Raw genomic sequence first — 14722 nt, 5'->3', positions numbered from 1 at the left:
CTCATGCTAACCAGCGACCCTGTGACGCGGTGCGGCGATCGGTGCTTCGGTTGTCGGGCGGGGTTTCAGCCGGGCTTTCAGCCGGGGCGACGGGTGCCCTGCCGCAGGGCCAGCACCGAGGCGACGGCGTGCAGCCAGCGTGCCGTCTCCTCCGCGGTGTCCACGCTGCCGTCCTTCGTCACCGCCGCCACCGTCGAGAGCCACTCCTTCGCGAGCCGCGCGGGCGCGCCCCCCGGCAGCGGCTCCGGCAGGTCCGCTGCGGACCGGACTCCGGCGCTCCGTACCAGGTCGCCCAGGAAGTGCACGGAGCGCGGCAGCACGCCCAGCTCCTCCGCGTGCAGCGCACCGGCCACGGCGCCGTCCCCGAAGAGCGCGGCGCGGTGCGCGCCGCCCAGCGTCAGCCCGTAGCGCAGCATCATCGGGACGTCGAGGGCGCGCAGCTCCTCGTCGGTCATACCGGCGGGGGTGCCGTCGTTCATGGGGTCCTCAATCCTGCCCGGTCAGTCCTGCACGGTCACGTCGAAGGTGACGGTGGTCGCCTCGGGGCTGCCGGTGTCCTCGTCGGGCGTGCCGCACTGGCGGCAGTAGAGCAGCTTGATCTTCGTATGCCCCGGTTCACCGGCCCGGAAGTCGAGATACCGGCCGCCGCCCGAGCCGACGAGCACCGGCTCGTCCGCCTCGTAGCGGCTGCCCGTCCCCGTGACGACGTCGGCGTCGGGCTCCGGCTCCTCCACCCGCCAGCGGTAGCCGGTGCTGGCGTTCTCCTCCAGTTGGAGGGAGAAGGTCTCGCCGGGCGCCACCGAGACGCTGGTGTCGTCCGCGTCGTACACCTGGGGGCCCGTGAGCGCGCCGAACACGGTGTACCCCCCCACGAGCACCGCGACGACGGCGACCACGACGGCGGTCACGAGCAGCGGGCGGAGACGTTTCCTTGGCATGGTTCCTTCCTCGGCCGGGTCCGGTCAGTCCTTGGGCAGGACGACGTCGTCCACGTCGGGCAGCCGGTCGTCCGAGGCGCCCTGCATGCGATTGTTGACGAAGTCGTCCTCGCTGACCCAGCTCGTGGTGCCCCAGGGGTTGTAGATCTGGAGCTTGTCGCCCTCCTGGCCGATGATCATCATCTGGTGGGCGCTGTCGGGCCCGCTGACGCTGACCGGCACCGGCTTGCCCTCGTTCACGGCCTCCTGGATGTCCGGGAGCGCGTCCCTGCGGGACTGGGCGTCGTCCAGGCCACGGCGCTCGTACTCCTCGCCGGTACGCGGAGCGATCTCCTGGTTGGCGACCTTGACGCGCTCGTCGTCGTCCATGCCGTCCTGGCCCCAGAAGCCGTTCCAGCCGTCCCGCTCGTCGTAGACGCGGTTCTGCTCGTCCTCAAGGCGCTCGGCGAACTTCTCCGGGGTGTCGTAGGCCGGATCGCCGGGGTGGCCGCCCGTGGTGATGTCGAGCGCGAACAGGGGGTCGCTCTGGGCGCGGGCCGTGACGGTGGAGAGGGCCACGCAGGTCGGGCCCGTCTGCTCCCACTTCTTCGCCTCGTCGCCGTAGCCGAACCAGACCGACTCCTGGTCCCCGTACTTCTTCGTCTGGTCGGACTCGTTGACGATCGGCGTCAGGTGCTGCTGGAGCCACTGGGTGTCGGCGCCGTAGGGGTGGATCTTGTTGCGGAAGTCGGTGACCTCTTCGAGGCTGCGCCCACTGGCCAGCGCCTTCATCAGATAAGCCCGTTCCTCCGGGGACTTGGCGCTGTCCAGGAGGGTGCGGAACTTGCGCTCGTCCTCCGGGCTCATCTTGTCCATGTACTCGGCGGAGCGGCGCAGGTCGTTCGCGGTGAGGATCTCGTTGTCCTCGCGGTCGCCGCCCGCCGCGGCGGCGGCGGCCAGGGTGATGCGGTCGGCGTCGCTGAGGTCCCCGGTGCTGAGCTTGCCCGCGCGGGCCTCGCTGGCCATCTTGTTCAGCTCGCGGGCCGCGCGGCGGCCCGCGCTCTCGGCCGTGCACGCCGCGGAGTACATGCCCTGCACCCCGTCGCGCAGCGCCGTCCTGGCCTTCTCCAGCTCCTCGCGCTCGCAGTCCCCCGGATCGTCGCCGAGGATCTCCTTGGCCCGGTGCAGGGAGGGCCGGGCCCTGCCGTGCGCGCTCTGCGCGTCGCGGATGCCCTCCGCCAGGAGGGACAGCTCCTTGCCCGCGTGCGCGAACTTCTCCGACATCTGGTCCGCCGTGTACGCGCAGGCCGAGGTGACCTCCACCGCCTTGGAGCCCGCCTTGCCGACCCACGTCTCCGGAAGGCCCGCGTTGCCGACGCGGTTCACATCGCCGTGGACGGTGCCGGTCCTGACCGCGGCGCGGTTGTACGCCTTGGACTTGCCGTCGATGTGGCCGGGGTCGCCGTCGGGCTCGGAGACCCCGAGGGCCTCCGACACCTTCTGGGCGAGCAGGACCCCGGCCAGCCCCGGGAAGAAGAGGGTCATGCCGTCGATGTCGTCGAGCATGTCCTTGAGCCGCTGCTTCGGTGTGTCGTCGCTCATCGGGGCGCGCTGCTCCCCTGCTCGGGCCCGGTCTGCGTCAGGCTCTCCTTCGCCTTCGACTCGGAGTCCCGCTGGTCGAACAGGCCGCTGGATATCGAGTCGAGGCCGCGGCCCGTGTCGTGGTCGTTGCCGTCGTTGAGCTTCACGCCGTCGCCGATCTTGCCGTGCAGTTCGCGCAGGGCGCCCGCGAGGGTGTGGCACTCCAGGTTCCACGCGGTGGAGAAGGAGTTGAACGCGGCGGTCGCGCCGTAGTCACCGAAGCGGTCGGGGCCGAAGATGTTCATGACCGAGCCGATGCCGAGGAAGCCCCCGTCGCCCTCCAGCGACTTCCTGACCTCGTCCAGGTCCTTGGCCGCCTCGTCGAGGACGCTGCCCTGGGTCAGGGTCTCGCCCTTCTTGAGCCCCAGGTGCCCACTGCCGCCTGTCACGCGCGTACTCCCCCGCTCCGGATTCACCAGGTCCGCGTCAAACAGGCGTGATCATAGCGGCCTGCGGTGGACGCGGTGCGCGCGAGATGTGGGGATGCGCGGGGGGTGGCTGGGGGTTCTGCGGGCTCTACTGGCTACGTTCCCGTCGCCGTGCCGGGCTACGTTCCCTTCGCCGTGCCCGGAGCCGCCGAACGGCGCAGCTCCAGCAGCGCTGCCGCCGCCTCCAGCCAGCGCGCGACGCTCTCCTCGCCGTCCAGGTCGCCTTCCTCGAGCACGGAGACGGCCGTCCCCAGCCACTCCCTCGCGGGCCCCGCGGCCTCGCCGGGCAGCGGTTCCGGCAGCTCTGCGGCGGGCCGCAGCCCGTCCCTGCGGACGACCTCGCCCAGGAAGGACAGCGCGCGCGGCAGCACGCCCAGCTCCTCCGCCTGGAGCGCGGCGGCCACCGCGCCGTCGCCGAAGAGCGCGGTGCGGTGCGCGCCGCCCAGGGTGAGCCCGTAGCGCAGCGTCATCGGGACGTCGAGAGCGCGCAGCTCCTCGTCGGTCATGGCCTCGGGCACGGGACGCTCACTTCCGGACGGTGATGTGGAAGGTGACGGTCTTCTCGGGGTGATCCTCGTCGACCTTCTCGTAGTCGGTGCCGCACCGGAAACAGTGCCGCAGCTTCACCTGGGTGCGGCCCTCGGCGACGGCACGGTGGTCGAGGTAGAGCGTGCCGGGCGCGCCCATCCGCTCCGTGTCGGCCAGCACGTCGCGCTCGCCGGTGCGCCGCACGACGGCGCTGTCGGGCTCCGGGTCGTCCAGCACCCAGTCGTAGCCCGCCGACGGGTTGGCGGGCAGCCGCAGCGCGAACGCCTCGCCCGGCGCGACCTCGACGTCCGTGTGCTTGCGGTCGAAGACCTGGTCGGGTGTCGCGGAAGGGGTGGGCGAAGCGGAGGCGGAAGCGGAGCTGGAGGCGGAGGCGGAGGCGGACGGGGAACCGGAGGGCCGGGGCTCGCCGCCGCCCTGGGCGCCCGCGCAGCCGGAGAGGGCCAGCGCGAGCAGCAGGGCACCGGTGACGGCGCTCCGGGGGCTCCGGGCGCGTGGGCGTGAGCGTGGACGTGGGCACGTGCTGCGGCGGTGCATGGTCTCCTGGCTCTCCTGCTGTCCTGGCGGCGGCCGTCCGGCCTACTGCGGGATCCGGATGTCGGTGGGCGTCGGATAGTCCTCCGAGGAGGCGCCGCTCATGGTGCCGTTGACGAAGTCCTCCTCGCTGACCCAGGTGGTGAAGCCCCAGGGGTTGTAGATCTGGAGCTTGTCCCCCTCCTGGCCGATGATCATCATCTGGTGGCCGAAGGCGGTGCCCTCGCGGGCGCCGAAGGCCACGGGCCTGCCGCTGTTGACCGAGTCCCTGATCTCCGGGAGGGCGTCCTCGCGCTTCGCCGCGCTGTCCACCGAGACGGCCTCGTAGTCGGCACCCGTGTGCCGCCCGATCTCGTCGTCGGCGACCTTCTCGCTCTCCTCGCCCGACATACCCTGCTTCTTGCCCTCCCGCGTGTCGTAGACCCGGGTCTCCTCGTCGCGCAGCCGCTCCTCGAACGCCTCGGGGCTGTCGTACTCGGGGTCGCCGGGGCGCCCGCCCGTGGTCAGCTCCAGCGCGTACAGCGGGTCGGACTGGGCGTGCATCGTCACCGTCGAGAGGGCCACACAGGTGTTGCCCTCCTGCTCCCAGACCTGCCCGCCGAAGGCAACCTCGTGGCTCTGGTCGCCGTACCTCCGCTCGTCGTCCGACCTGTTGACGATGGGCGTCAGATGCTGCTGGAGCCAGGCCGGGTCGTCGCCGTACGGGCGGATACCGGCGCTGAAGTCCTGGATCTCCTTCAGGCTGTACCCGGCGGCCAGCGCCTTCATCAGATAGGCACGCTCCTGCGGGGACTTCGAGCCGTCGAGCAACTTGTCGTAGGCCGCGCGGTCCTCGGCGCTCATCCGGTCCAGGAACATGCCGGAGCGCTGGAGGTCGGTGGTGCTGAGGATCTCGTTCTCGTCGGGGTCGCCGCCGTGCGCCCCCGCGTCGGCGAGGACGACGCGGTCGGCGTCGGACAGGTGCCGGGAGTCGAGCTGTCCCGCGCGGGCCTCCGAAGTGAGCTTGTCCAGCTCGCGCTCGGCCCGCTCGCCCGCCGCCTCGGCCGCCTCGACGCCCGACTCCAGCGAGCCGAGGCCGCCGCGCGCGATGGAGCGTGCCTTGACCGCGTACGGGCCCGGCACCATCAGCACGTTGTCGCCGAGCTGGGCCCGCGCGTCGTGCAGCGCGTCCATGCCGTGCGCGTGCCTGCTCTGCGCCTGCGCGATGCCCTGGGCCAGCAGGCTCAGCTCCGTCGCCGCCTTGCCGAACTTCTCCGCCATCTGCTCGGCGCTGCGCCCGGCCGCCTTGGTGACCTCGCTGGCCTTGGAACCCGCCTCGCCGACCCACGTCGAGGGCAGGCCCGCCTTGGCGACGGCCTCCACGTCGGCCCGCACCTCGTCGGCGTGCCGCGCGGCCCTGGCGTAGGACCGGGCCTTGTCCTCGATGGTGTCCGGCGAGCCCTCGGGCGCGGGGAAGCCCAGTGCCTCGTCGATGATGCCCGCCAGCTCGGCGTTCTCGGGCGAGACCCCCCAGCTCTCCTCCTTGAGGGAGAGGGCGTCCAGGGCCTCGCGCAGCTTCTTGATGTCGCCCTTGCGTGACCTGCCGAGAGAGGTCACCGGCCGCGCTCCCCGCTACCCGGGACGCCCGGGGTGTCGATGCCGCGCATCCGGCCGCCCGCGCCCTTGTCGGTGCCGTTCGTCGTGGCGACGCCGTCACCGATCTTGGCGTGGATCTCGCGCAGGGCTCCGGCGAGCGCGTCGATCTCCTCGTTCCAGGCCCGCGCGAAGGGCGGGAAGGCGCGCTGTCCGCCGTACTCGCCGTAGGTGTCGTCGCCGAAGAGGCTGTCCACGAAGGAGGGGAACCCCAGGTCGGGGCCGACCCCCTTGCCCAGCGACTTCCCCATCGCGTCCAGGTCCCTGGCCGCGTTCCGCAGCCGGTCGCCCTGGCTGAGCGTGCCCTGGCCGTCCAGGCCGAGGCGGCCCGGTCCCGATCCCTGTCCCTCTCCCATGCCCGTCCCCCGAAACCATGACCCGTGATGTGTTCAGCAGGTCCGCGTCAAGCAGCCGTGAGCATAGCGACTCGTGGTGGACGAAGGACGAGGAAGGTGTGCCGATACCCTGGGTACGTGACGTTCCCGGTAGTCGGCATGGTCGGCGGCGGTCAGCTCGCCCGTATGACCCACGAGGCGGGCATCCCGCTCGGCATCAAGTTCAAACTCCTCTCGGACACCCCGCAGGACTCGGCCGCGCAGGTCGTGGGTGACGTGGTCGTCGGTGATTACCGCGATCTCGACACCCTGCGGAGCTTCGCGCGGGGCTGCGACGTGATCACCTTCGATCACGAGCACGTCCCGACGGAGCATCTGCGCGCCCTGGAGGCGGACGGCATCCCCGTGCGCCCGGGGCCCGACGCGCTCGTGCACGCCCAGGACAAGGGCGTGATGCGGGAGCGGCTCACCGCGATCGGTGTGCCGTGCCCGCGGCACCGCATCGTGCGGGATCCCGCTGACGTGGCGGCGTTCGCCGCCGAGGGTGCGGAGGGCGCCCCGGGTGACGGCTTCCCCGTCGTCCTCAAGACGGTCCGCGGCGGCTACGACGGCAAGGGCGTGTGGGTCGTACGGTCGGCGGCGGAGGCCGCCGAGCCGTTCAAGGCAGGGGTGCCCGTCCTCGCGGAGGAGAAGGTCGACTTCGCGCGGGAGCTGGCAGCCAACGTCGTCCGCTCGCCGCACGGCCAGGCCGTCGCCTACCCCGTCGTCGAGTCGATCCAGGTCGACGGCGTCTGCGACACCGTCATCGCCCCCGCTCCCGGGCTGGACGAGAACGCCGCCGTGCGCGCGCAGGAGCTGGCGCTGACCGTCGCGCACGAGCTGGGCGTCGTCGGCCACCTCGCCGTCGAGCTGTTCGAGACCAAGGACGGCCGCGTCCTCGTCAACGAACTGGCCATGCGCCCCCACAACTCCGGGCACTGGACCCAGGACGGCGCGGTGACCTCGCAGTTCGCCAACCACGTGCGCGCCGTGCTCGACCTCCCCCTCGGCGACCCGCGCCCCCGCGCCCCATGGACCGTCATGGCGAACGTGCTCGGCGGCGACTACCCCGACATGTACGCGGCGTACCTCCACTGCATGGCCCGCGACCCCCAGCTCAAGATCCACATGTACGGCAAGGACGTGAAACCCGGCCGCAAGGTCGGGCACGTCAACACCTACGGCGACGACCTGGCCGACGTGCGCGAGCGCGCCGCCCACGCCGCCGGCTACCTGCGAGGGACCATCACCGAATGACTGCGAACGCCGTTGTCGGCATCGTCATGGGCTCGGACTCCGACTGGCCCGTGATGGAGGCCGCGGCGAAGGCACTCGACGAGTTCGAGGTGCCCTACGAGGTCGACGTCGTCTCCGCGCACCGGATGCCGCGCGAGATGGTCGCGTACGGCGAGCAGGCCGCGGACCGCGGCCTCAAGGCGGTCATCGCGGGCGCGGGCGGCGCGGCACACCTGCCCGGCATGCTCGCCTCCGTGACGACGCTGCCGGTGATCGGCGTCCCGGTGCCGCTGAAGTACCTCGACGGGCTGGACTCGCTGCTGTCCATCGTCCAGATGCCGGGCGGCGTGCCCGTCGCGACGGTCTCCGTCGGCGGCGCGCGCAACGCGGGCCTGCTGGCCGTACGGATGCTCGCTGCGCACGACGAGGCGCTGCGCGAGCGGATGGCCCGCTTCCAGGAGGAGCTGAACGCGGAGGCCACCGAGAAGGGCAAGCGGCTGCGCGGCAAGGTGTCGGGCGAGACCGGATTCGGCTTCGGGAGCCAGTGATGAGCGAAACGTCGGAGCGCACCGGGCTGCTGGAGCGGGCGCGCGAGCTGCTCGCCGCGCACCCCGTGGTGGACGGGCACAACGACCTGCCGTGGGCACTGCGCGAGCAGGTCTCCTACGACCTCGCGCGGCGCGACATCGCCGCCGACCAGTCGGCGCACCTGCACACCGACCTGCCGCGGCTGCGCGCGGGCGGCGTCGGCGGGCAGTTCTGGTCGGTGTACGTGCGCACCGACCTCACCGGGGACAGCGCCGTCAGCGCCTGCCTGGAGCAGATCGACGTGGTGCGGCAACTGGCCGCGCGCTACCCCGACGACCTGCGGCTGGCCTTCACCGCCGACGACATGGAGACGGCGCGCGCCGAGGGCCGCATCGCCTCCCTCATGGGCGCCGAGGGCGGCCACAGCATCAACAACTCGCTGGCCACGCTGCGCGCCCTGCACCAGCTCGGCGTGCGCTACATGACACTCACGCACAACGACACCATCGACTGGGCGGACTCCGCGACGGACGAGCCCCGGCACGGCGGCCTCTCCCCCTTCGGCGAGGAGGTCGTCCGCGAGATGAACCGCGTCGGCATGCTCGTCGACCTCTCGCACGTGGCCGCGACGACGATGCGGGACGCGTTGCGGGTGTCCGAGGCGCCGGTGCTCTTCTCGCACTCCTCGGCGCGGGCGGTCTGCGACCATCCGCGCAACATTCCGGACGACGTCCTGGAGGCGCTGCGCGGCAACGGGGGCGTGGCGATGGCCACGTTCGTGCCGAAGTTCGTGCTGCCCGAGGCGATCGAGTGGACGCAGGCCGCGGACGAGAACATGCGCGCGCACGGGCTGCACCCCCTCGACACCAGCGAGGAGGCGATGCGCGTGCACCGCGCGTTCGAGGAGGCACACCCGCGGCCCGTCGCGACGGCGGCGACGGTCGCCGACCACCTGGACCACATGCGCGAGGTCGCGGGCGTCGACCACATCGGCATCGGCGGCGACTTCGACGGCACGGCGTTCACCCCGTCCGGCCTCGACGACGTCGCGGGCTACCCGAACCTGATCGCCGAACTCCTGGGCCGCGGCTGGTCCGAGACGGACCTCGCGAAGCTGACGTGGGAGAACGCGGTGCGGGTGCTTCGTGATGCGGAGTCCGCTTCACGGGGCCTTTCGGCGACGAGGGGTCCGTCGATCGCGACGCTTGGGGAGGCGTAGCGGGTCCCCTTCGCGGGGTGCGCCTCCCCTTCGCGGGGTGCGGAAGGAAACGGGGGTGCCCCCTTCGCCGGGGGTGTTGCGCGGGACGGTTGGCCGGTGTGGTGGGTACCGTAGGGTCCCGCGCTGATTTTTGTGCCGCTGCACGCAGTGGGGGGTGGCGGGGCGCCGCGTTCGGCTGCCTGGCCGGTGGCTGCGGCGCGGCGTGTGGTTGTGGTGCTTCGCGGCTGGCGCCGCGTGGTTGTTGGCTTGTGCCGGTGGTTGTGGGGTTGGTGTGTGGTGGGGGTCGGTGCCGTGCCGGGGTGTCTCCTCGGGCGGCGACAAGTGCGGGTCGGTTTTTCGGCTGCCTGCTGGTGGGGGTCGGTGCCGTGCCGGGGTGTCTCCTCGGGCGGCGACAAGTGCGGGTCGGCTTTTCGGCTGCCTGTACATACTCGTCGCCACCACTTGCGGGGACACCCCACCACGTCCCCTCCCACCCGGTGGCCAACCTCCGGCCCGCTCCAACCGTTGTGGGCAGGCGTTCCGCATGGCGAGGGGGCACCACCCAGCGGTAGCTGGGGGAGGGTGGGCACAACCCGTGCCACCGGCCCGCAGCACGCGAACGAAACCCCGAGGGGCACTCGGGTAGGCGCCCCCTGACAGGGGGGTGTTGCGCGGGACGGTGGGCCCGTGAAGTGGGAACCGTAGGGTCCCGCGCCGGAGGTGTGGCCGGGCTCAGCCCACCCGGAGTGGCAGGGGGCCACCGGCGGGACGGGGACGGGGTGGGGTGTCCCCGCAGGTCGAGAAAGTCACCGGCGGAGAGACGAAGACGAGACCTTCACGCCGAGGAGACACCCCACCCCGGCACCGGACACCCCCCACCCACGCACCCACAACCACGGTCGAAACCCGGAATCACGCGGCGCCAGCCGCATCGCACCGCAACCACACGCCGCGCCGAAGCCACACAGCCGCACCCGGCAACGAAACCCCAAGACGCACCCAGCGACGCCCCCACCGGGCGACGACGCCAAAACTGTTGTGGGCAAACGTCCCGCGGGCGGGACGGGTGGGCACAACCCGTGCCACCGGCCCGCACCCGCGTGACGAAACCCCAAGGGGCACCGGCAAGGCGCACCCCTACGAGAGACGCGCACCCCGTGTGGCCTTCACCCCGCACCCCGTGAAGGGGTACGGACCGGTGAAGGGGGAACCCCGCGTTTCATTGCGCGCCGCGGAGCCGGCGCCAAGGGGTGAACGTGAAGACCGCGCCGCCCAGCAGGATCACCGTGCCCGCGACGAACCCGAGCGCACGCAGACCGCCCCCGTCCTCGGCCCCCGTCTCGGCGAGACCACCGCTCGTCGTCTGCGCACCCGCAGCCGCCGCACCGCCCGAAGCAGCCGCGCCCCCGGAGGCCGCCGCACCGCCGGAGTCCCCGCCGCTGACGCCACCCTGGTCGGTGGTGTCCAGCTCCAGCGAGGCCCCGGGGTCCTTCGACGGGGTACAGGTCGTGGTCGTGCCGAGAGCCTTGACCGTCAGGACGCCGGGGGTCAGCGTCGCCTTCCCGTCGGCGCCGGGCTTGTACGTGCCCTTGAGGTCGGGGATCTCGATGGGATCGCCCTGCGCGATCGCCTCCTTGTTCTTCGCGCCGACGACCTTCACCGTGCCCTTGTCGTCGCCGCCCACCTTGACGTCCATGGAGGGCTCGACCGAGTCCGCCGGGATCTGGGCGGGGCTGTCCATGACGGACTTGCTGAACTTCACCGTCAGCGCGTAACTCTCGCCGGACGCGGTCGCGTCGATCCGCACGGGCGAGGTCGCGCTCTTGTCGCCGATCGGGGTCTTGCAGGAGTACGGGACCTCGACCTCCTTGCCCGTGAAGCTCTTGCCGTCGCCGCTGCCGCCGCTGCCGCTCCCTCCGGTGGCGTCGGAGCCACCGCCCGAGGCGGCGTCGCCCCCCGTAGCACCCGTACTGCCCGTACCGCCCGAGTCGCCGCCGCTGTCCGCTCCGGGCAGCTTGGGGGCGCCCGGTACCGAGGGAAGGCTGCCGGTGGGCAGGTCGGACGGGATTCCGCTCGGCACGCCGGTGACGCCTGGCACCTGCGGTGCCTGCGGCGTTCCGCCGGAGTCCTCGGCCTGCGCGGACCCCGCGGCCATGAACACACCCGCGCTGCTGAGCATCAGCGCGACACCGAGCGCGCGCCGTCGTTGCCTCATCACGTACTTCCCTTCGGAGGGGGACGGTCATCGGACGGTGCGGAGAACTGGGGGTCGCGCCGGGTGCGCGGCGCGAGGGTGTCGGGCGTGAACCAGGGCAGCGTGCGTTCCTCAGCGCGCTCCCCCGGCGGCCCGGCCGCCGGTGCCGGGGGCTTCGCGAGCCGTTCGGCGAGGCGCGCGGCCAGCCGGTCCCGCAGGGGCACGGCGCGGGCCTTGGCGTGGGCGCCGGCCGGGCTGACGACCTGGCCCGACTGCCGGGGCCGCGTGCGGTCCACGACGGCCATCCCGACGCGGAAGACCGCCGCGGGCACGACGAGGAACAGCAGGATCCAGAAGAGGGTCACGCCCCAGGGGCGTCCCACGTCCCAGGGCTGCTCGGTGAGCACCTTGCCGCCGTACTTGGCGGCGACGGTGTAGTCGCCGTGCGCGCCCGAGGACAGTTCGACGGGCAGTATGACCCGCTTCTTCTTGCCGGGGTCCACGGTGCCCCGCCACTGGTGCCGCTCCCATTCGGGGGCGTAGACGCCGTGCGAGGTGCCGACCTCGAAGACGGGGTTCTCGGCCCGGTCGGCGCCGAGGTTGCCGACGGTGAGGACCAGTTGCCCCTGGGGCGGCGCGCCGAACCAGTCGAGCAGTCCGCCGCCGCCCTCCAGCCGTGCGGCGAGCACCGTGAGCCTGCCGCCGCCCGCGTCCTCGGGGAGCGGCTTGACCGGGTGTCCCGCCACTTCGAAGGCCGCGTCGGCGGAGGCGTAGGAGCCGGTCACGGTCGCGGCGCGGACGACGCAGGGGCAGGGCTTGGGCGGCTCGGCCACGGGGATCTTCTTCTCGAAGGTGCCGTCGGCCGACGTGGTGACGGCGCGGCCCTCGGAGTTGGCGCAGGCGTTGGTGCCGCCGATCGCGTTCTGGCCGCACATGAGGAGGGTCAGCAGGGCCTTGGGCCGCCAGCCCTTGCCGGTGACGGTGACGCTGCCGCCCGTCCCGGCCTCCTTCGTGGAGAGGGAGAGCGAGGGCTTCCCCTCATCGGCGGCGACGGCTGACGGCGACGAGGCCGCCGCCGGAACCGCCAGCCCGGCGCCCACCATCAGCGCACACACCGTCAGGACGAGCGCCCGTACGCCGCCTCCCCTCCGGTGCCGCCGGAGGTCCGTGCCGTCGCCGCGTATCACTTCACCGCTCCCGTCGCCGCACCAGCCGCCGCCCCGTCGGGGCTCCGGTCACCGTCACCATCGCTGTCGCTGTCGTCGCCGCCCGCGCGCGGGAGGGGACGCGACGGGGCGTCCTCGACGTCCTCGCGGGTCTCGCGGCGCTGCGCCTCCGACGGCACGCACGTCGCCGTCGCCGTCGCCGCACGGGGCGCTGTCCCGGCGCGGGACAGGGCCCGGACGACGGCCGTACGCCACCGCCGCCGCCCCAGGACCGCGCCCGCGAGCGCCAGGAGCGCCGCGCCCCCGCCCAGCGCCCCCCACGGCACGGTCGTGTACGAGCCGCTCGCCTCTCCCCGCGCGCCGTCCTCCGCCGTGACGGAGAGGGTGACGTCCGTGGAGTCGAGGGAGGGCGGGTCGTGCCACGGTTCGCTGAGCGTGACGCGCTGGCCTGGCAGCAGTTCCAGGTCCAGGGCCCGCGACTCGCGCCGCAGCACCTGCCCGAAGAGGCCGTCGGCGCGCACGGCGAGCCGGGGTTCCAGCGCCGTGTTGCCCCGGTTGACCAGCGCGTACTCGATTTCGGCCGCGCCCCCGTCCTTCCCCCGCACCCGCACGTCCTCGACGCTCAGCGCCGACAGCGCGGGCCCCGTGACCCGCAGCCGCATCCGTACGCCCGCGTCCCGCTCCCCGTCGCTGACGACGACCGCGCCCGGGTGGTCACCCGGCACGGTCCCGCGGGGCACGGTCACGGTGAAGGGCACGTCGGCCCGTGTGCGCGCGGGCACCCGCACCTCGCGCTCGGCGAAGGCGATCCAGCGCCCTGCCCCGGTGCTGGCGCCCTTGCCGCGTACGGCGAAGGCGCCGTCGCGGCCGTTGTACGCGTCGGCGCCGCGCAGCGTGTACGTACGGGCCTTCCCGCTCTCGTTCGTGACGGAGACCGTGTCCTCGAGCACGGTTCCCGGCGCGCCCTCCAGGTAGAAGAGGGAGCGCGCGTCCTTGTCCGTCTCCCCGTCCGCGGCCGAGGACGCGGGTCCGGCGGGCGCGGCCGACCACTCGCCGCCGCTGCCGCCCCCGCCACCGCCGTCGTCCCGAGGCACCGCGGCCGCGCTCCCCGCGAGCGGGGGCGCGAGCGGCGCGCACAGCGCCACGGCGGCGAGGACGAGCGCGACGGCGGCGGCCCGGACCCGGCCACGGCGCGGCCACGGGGGGACACGGCGGACGACGGGCATCGGTGACGGTGACGGCCTCAACGGGCGGCTCCCTCGACGTGCGGGCGTGCGGACGTGCGGGCGTGCGGGCGTGCATGCGTGCTCGGCGGACGGACGAAGCGGCGGACGCAGCGGCGGACCCGCGCCTCAGCGCGAGGCGTCCCCCGCGGCGCGGCGCCGGGTCACCCACAGCGCCCCGGCCACACCGGCGAGCAGCACCGTGCCGCCGAGGGTGCCGAGCGCGACGGCCGAGTCGGCGGGGCCCGTCTGGGGCAGCTCGTCGCTGGAGCCGCTGGAGGAGGATCCGCTGTCGCTGCCCGAGCCGCTGCCACTGGACGAGCCGCCGCCGTCCGTGCCGCCCCCGCCCTCGGCCGCCTCCACGTCGAGCGAGAGCGAGGGCTTCGGGTCGTTCGAGGGCTTGCAGGTGGTGGTCGTCCCCATGGCCTTGATGGTGAGGGTGCTGGCCGTGAAGGTGACCTTGCCGCTCTTCTTCGGGGTGTACGTGCCCGACAGGTCGGTGATCTTGATGGGGGTGTTGGCCGGAATGGCCTCCGGGTTGGTGGGGCCGCTCACGTCCACGTTCCCGCTGTCGGCGCCGCCGAGCTTGATGAGGGCGCTGGGCTTCATCGCGCCCTTGCCCAGCTCGACGGGGCTGGAGGAGACGCCCTTCTCGAAGGACATGGTGAGCTTGTAGCCGTCGCCGCTCTTGGTGCCCTTGATGTCGATGGGCGAGACGGCGCTCTTGTCCCCGATCGGGGTCTTGCACTGGTAGTTGACGTCCACGGTCTCGGCCTGCGCGGCGGGAGCCGACACCAGTACGGCAGATCCGGCGGCAACCGCCGTGGCCAGTGCGACGGCGGCGCGGCTGTGGCGCTTCTTGCTCTGGGACACCGGGGTTCCCCCTTCATCCTTGCTCGGCAAGTTCTGACGACACATCAGATTGGGCGCTGACAGTACGCCGGGGACCTTGACGATGGAAGACACGTCACCGGGCTTCTCCGAGGATGCTCCGACGTCCACCCGGCGGCAGGGTGCGTGAGCCTGCGAGGATCTGTTGTGCTCGATTGTCAGTCCTCCCGGATAAGTTCGGGGGTATGACGGCGCGAATGCGGGCGGGGGAGAG

The 14722-nt window shown here is 72.8% G+C and carries 14 protein-coding genes and 1 pseudogene; 3 read left to right on the top strand and 12 right to left on the bottom strand.

Annotated elements, in window-relative coordinates; translation table 11 throughout:
- Positions 1-77: 77 nt before the first annotated feature.
- The 8 genes from ACYVOO_RS05805 to ACYVOO_RS05770 form a co-directional block, all read right to left on the bottom strand.
- A complete protein-coding gene (locus ACYVOO_RS05805) occupies positions 78-479 on the bottom strand; it encodes a hypothetical protein (RefSeq protein ID WP_461014556.1) in 402 nt (133 codons plus the stop codon).
- A gap of 21 nt (positions 480-500) precedes the next feature.
- Positions 501-938, bottom strand: a complete 438-nt coding sequence (locus tag ACYVOO_RS05800) for a protease inhibitor I42 family protein (RefSeq protein ID WP_461014555.1) — start codon at positions 936-938, stop codon at positions 501-503.
- Positions 939-962: 24 nt separating this feature from the next.
- Entirely contained in the window at positions 963-2519 is a 1557-nt protein-coding gene (locus ACYVOO_RS05795) for a peptidoglycan-binding protein (RefSeq protein ID WP_461014554.1), read from the bottom strand.
- Positions 2516-2947: a hypothetical protein gene (locus ACYVOO_RS05790; RefSeq protein ID WP_453350918.1), complete on the bottom strand. Its 432-nt coding sequence runs from the start codon at positions 2945-2947 to the stop codon at positions 2516-2518. Before ACYVOO_RS05790 ends, ACYVOO_RS05795 begins: the two co-directional genes overlap by 4 nt.
- Before the next feature lie 158 nt (positions 2948-3105).
- A complete protein-coding gene (locus ACYVOO_RS05785) occupies positions 3106-3504 on the bottom strand; it encodes a hypothetical protein (RefSeq protein WP_461014553.1) in 399 nt (132 codons plus the stop codon).
- 7 nt (positions 3505-3511) lie between these two features.
- Complete coding sequence (locus ACYVOO_RS05780) at positions 3512-4069, bottom strand: protease inhibitor I42 family protein (RefSeq protein ID WP_461014552.1); 558 nt, start codon at positions 4067-4069, stop codon at positions 3512-3514.
- A 42-nt stretch (positions 4070-4111) separates the two neighbouring features.
- Entirely contained in the window at positions 4112-5662 is a 1551-nt protein-coding gene (locus ACYVOO_RS05775) for a WXG100 family type VII secretion target (protein ID WP_461014551.1), read from the bottom strand.
- Positions 5659-6054 carry a hypothetical protein gene (locus tag ACYVOO_RS05770; RefSeq protein ID WP_461014550.1) on the bottom strand — a complete coding sequence of 132 codons (396 nt, stop codon included), beginning with the start codon at positions 6052-6054 and terminating at the stop codon, positions 5659-5661. Before ACYVOO_RS05770 ends, ACYVOO_RS05775 begins: the two co-directional genes overlap by 4 nt.
- A 117-nt stretch (positions 6055-6171) precedes the next feature.
- Here ACYVOO_RS05770 and ACYVOO_RS05765 point away from each other — a divergent pair, with 117 nt between their 5' ends.
- The 3 genes from ACYVOO_RS05765 to ACYVOO_RS05755 are packed head-to-tail and all read left to right on the top strand — an operon-like array spanning position 6172 to position 9055.
- Positions 6172-7329 (top strand): 5-(carboxyamino)imidazole ribonucleotide synthase, encoded by a 1158-nt coding sequence (locus tag ACYVOO_RS05765; RefSeq protein ID WP_461014549.1) that lies wholly within the window; start codon positions 6172-6174, stop codon positions 7327-7329.
- A complete protein-coding gene (purE, locus tag ACYVOO_RS05760) occupies positions 7326-7856 on the top strand; it encodes a 5-(carboxyamino)imidazole ribonucleotide mutase (RefSeq protein WP_461014548.1) in 531 nt (176 codons plus the stop codon). The genes ACYVOO_RS05765 and purE overlap by 4 nt, the downstream gene beginning before the upstream one ends.
- Positions 7856-9055 carry a dipeptidase gene (locus ACYVOO_RS05755; protein WP_461014547.1) on the top strand — a complete coding sequence of 400 codons (1200 nt, stop codon included), beginning with the start codon at positions 7856-7858 and terminating at the stop codon, positions 9053-9055. Before purE ends, ACYVOO_RS05755 begins: the two co-directional genes overlap by 1 nt.
- A gap of 1198 nt (positions 9056-10253) precedes the next feature.
- Here ACYVOO_RS05755 and ACYVOO_RS05750 read toward each other — a convergent pair.
- From ACYVOO_RS05750 to ACYVOO_RS05735, 4 genes and pseudogenes are all read right to left on the bottom strand, one after another.
- A pseudogene (locus tag ACYVOO_RS05750) lies at positions 10254-11159 on the bottom strand (hypothetical protein); the annotation flags it as partial.
- 89 nt (positions 11160-11248) lie between these two features.
- Complete coding sequence (locus tag ACYVOO_RS05745) at positions 11249-12415, bottom strand: neocarzinostatin apoprotein domain-containing protein (RefSeq protein ID WP_461014546.1); 1167 nt, start codon at positions 12413-12415, stop codon at positions 11249-11251.
- Positions 12412-13641: a COG1470 family protein gene (locus ACYVOO_RS05740; protein WP_461014545.1), complete on the bottom strand. Its 1230-nt coding sequence runs from the start codon at positions 13639-13641 to the stop codon at positions 12412-12414. The genes ACYVOO_RS05745 and ACYVOO_RS05740 overlap by 4 nt, the downstream gene beginning before the upstream one ends.
- Positions 13642-13746: 105 nt before the next feature.
- Positions 13747-14490 carry an LPXTG cell wall anchor domain-containing protein gene (locus ACYVOO_RS05735; RefSeq protein WP_461014544.1) on the bottom strand — a complete coding sequence of 248 codons (744 nt, stop codon included), beginning with the start codon at positions 14488-14490 and terminating at the stop codon, positions 13747-13749.
- Positions 14491-14722: the final 232 nt, after the last annotated feature.

It is taken from the genome of Streptomyces daliensis (assembly GCF_054782395.1).
This window is presented reverse-complemented; position numbering and strand designations above follow the sequence as displayed.

What these genes read in the sequence shown, in the direction of transcription:
- ACYVOO_RS05805 (WP_461014556.1), bottom strand. Translation starts at nt 479, where the DNA reads ATGAACGACGGCACCCCCGCCGGTATGACCGACGAGGAGCTGCGCGCC.
- ACYVOO_RS05800 (WP_461014555.1), bottom strand. Translation starts at nt 938, where the DNA reads ATGCCAAGGAAACGTCTCCGCCCGCTGCTCGTGACCGCCGTCGTGGTC.
- ACYVOO_RS05795 (WP_461014554.1), bottom strand. Translation starts at nt 2,519, where the DNA reads ATGAGCGACGACACACCGAAGCAGCGGCTCAAGGACATGCTCGACGAC.
- ACYVOO_RS05780 (WP_461014552.1), bottom strand. Translation starts at nt 4,069, where the DNA reads ATGCACCGCCGCAGCACGTGCCCACGTCCACGCTCACGCCCACGCGCC.
- ACYVOO_RS05770 (WP_461014550.1), bottom strand. Translation starts at nt 6,054, where the DNA reads ATGGGAGAGGGACAGGGATCGGGACCGGGCCGCCTCGGCCTGGACGGC.
- purE (WP_461014548.1), top strand. Translation starts at nt 7,326, where the DNA reads ATGACTGCGAACGCCGTTGTCGGCATCGTCATGGGCTCGGACTCCGAC.
- ACYVOO_RS05755 (WP_461014547.1), top strand. Translation starts at nt 7,856, where the DNA reads ATGAGCGAAACGTCGGAGCGCACCGGGCTGCTGGAGCGGGCGCGCGAG.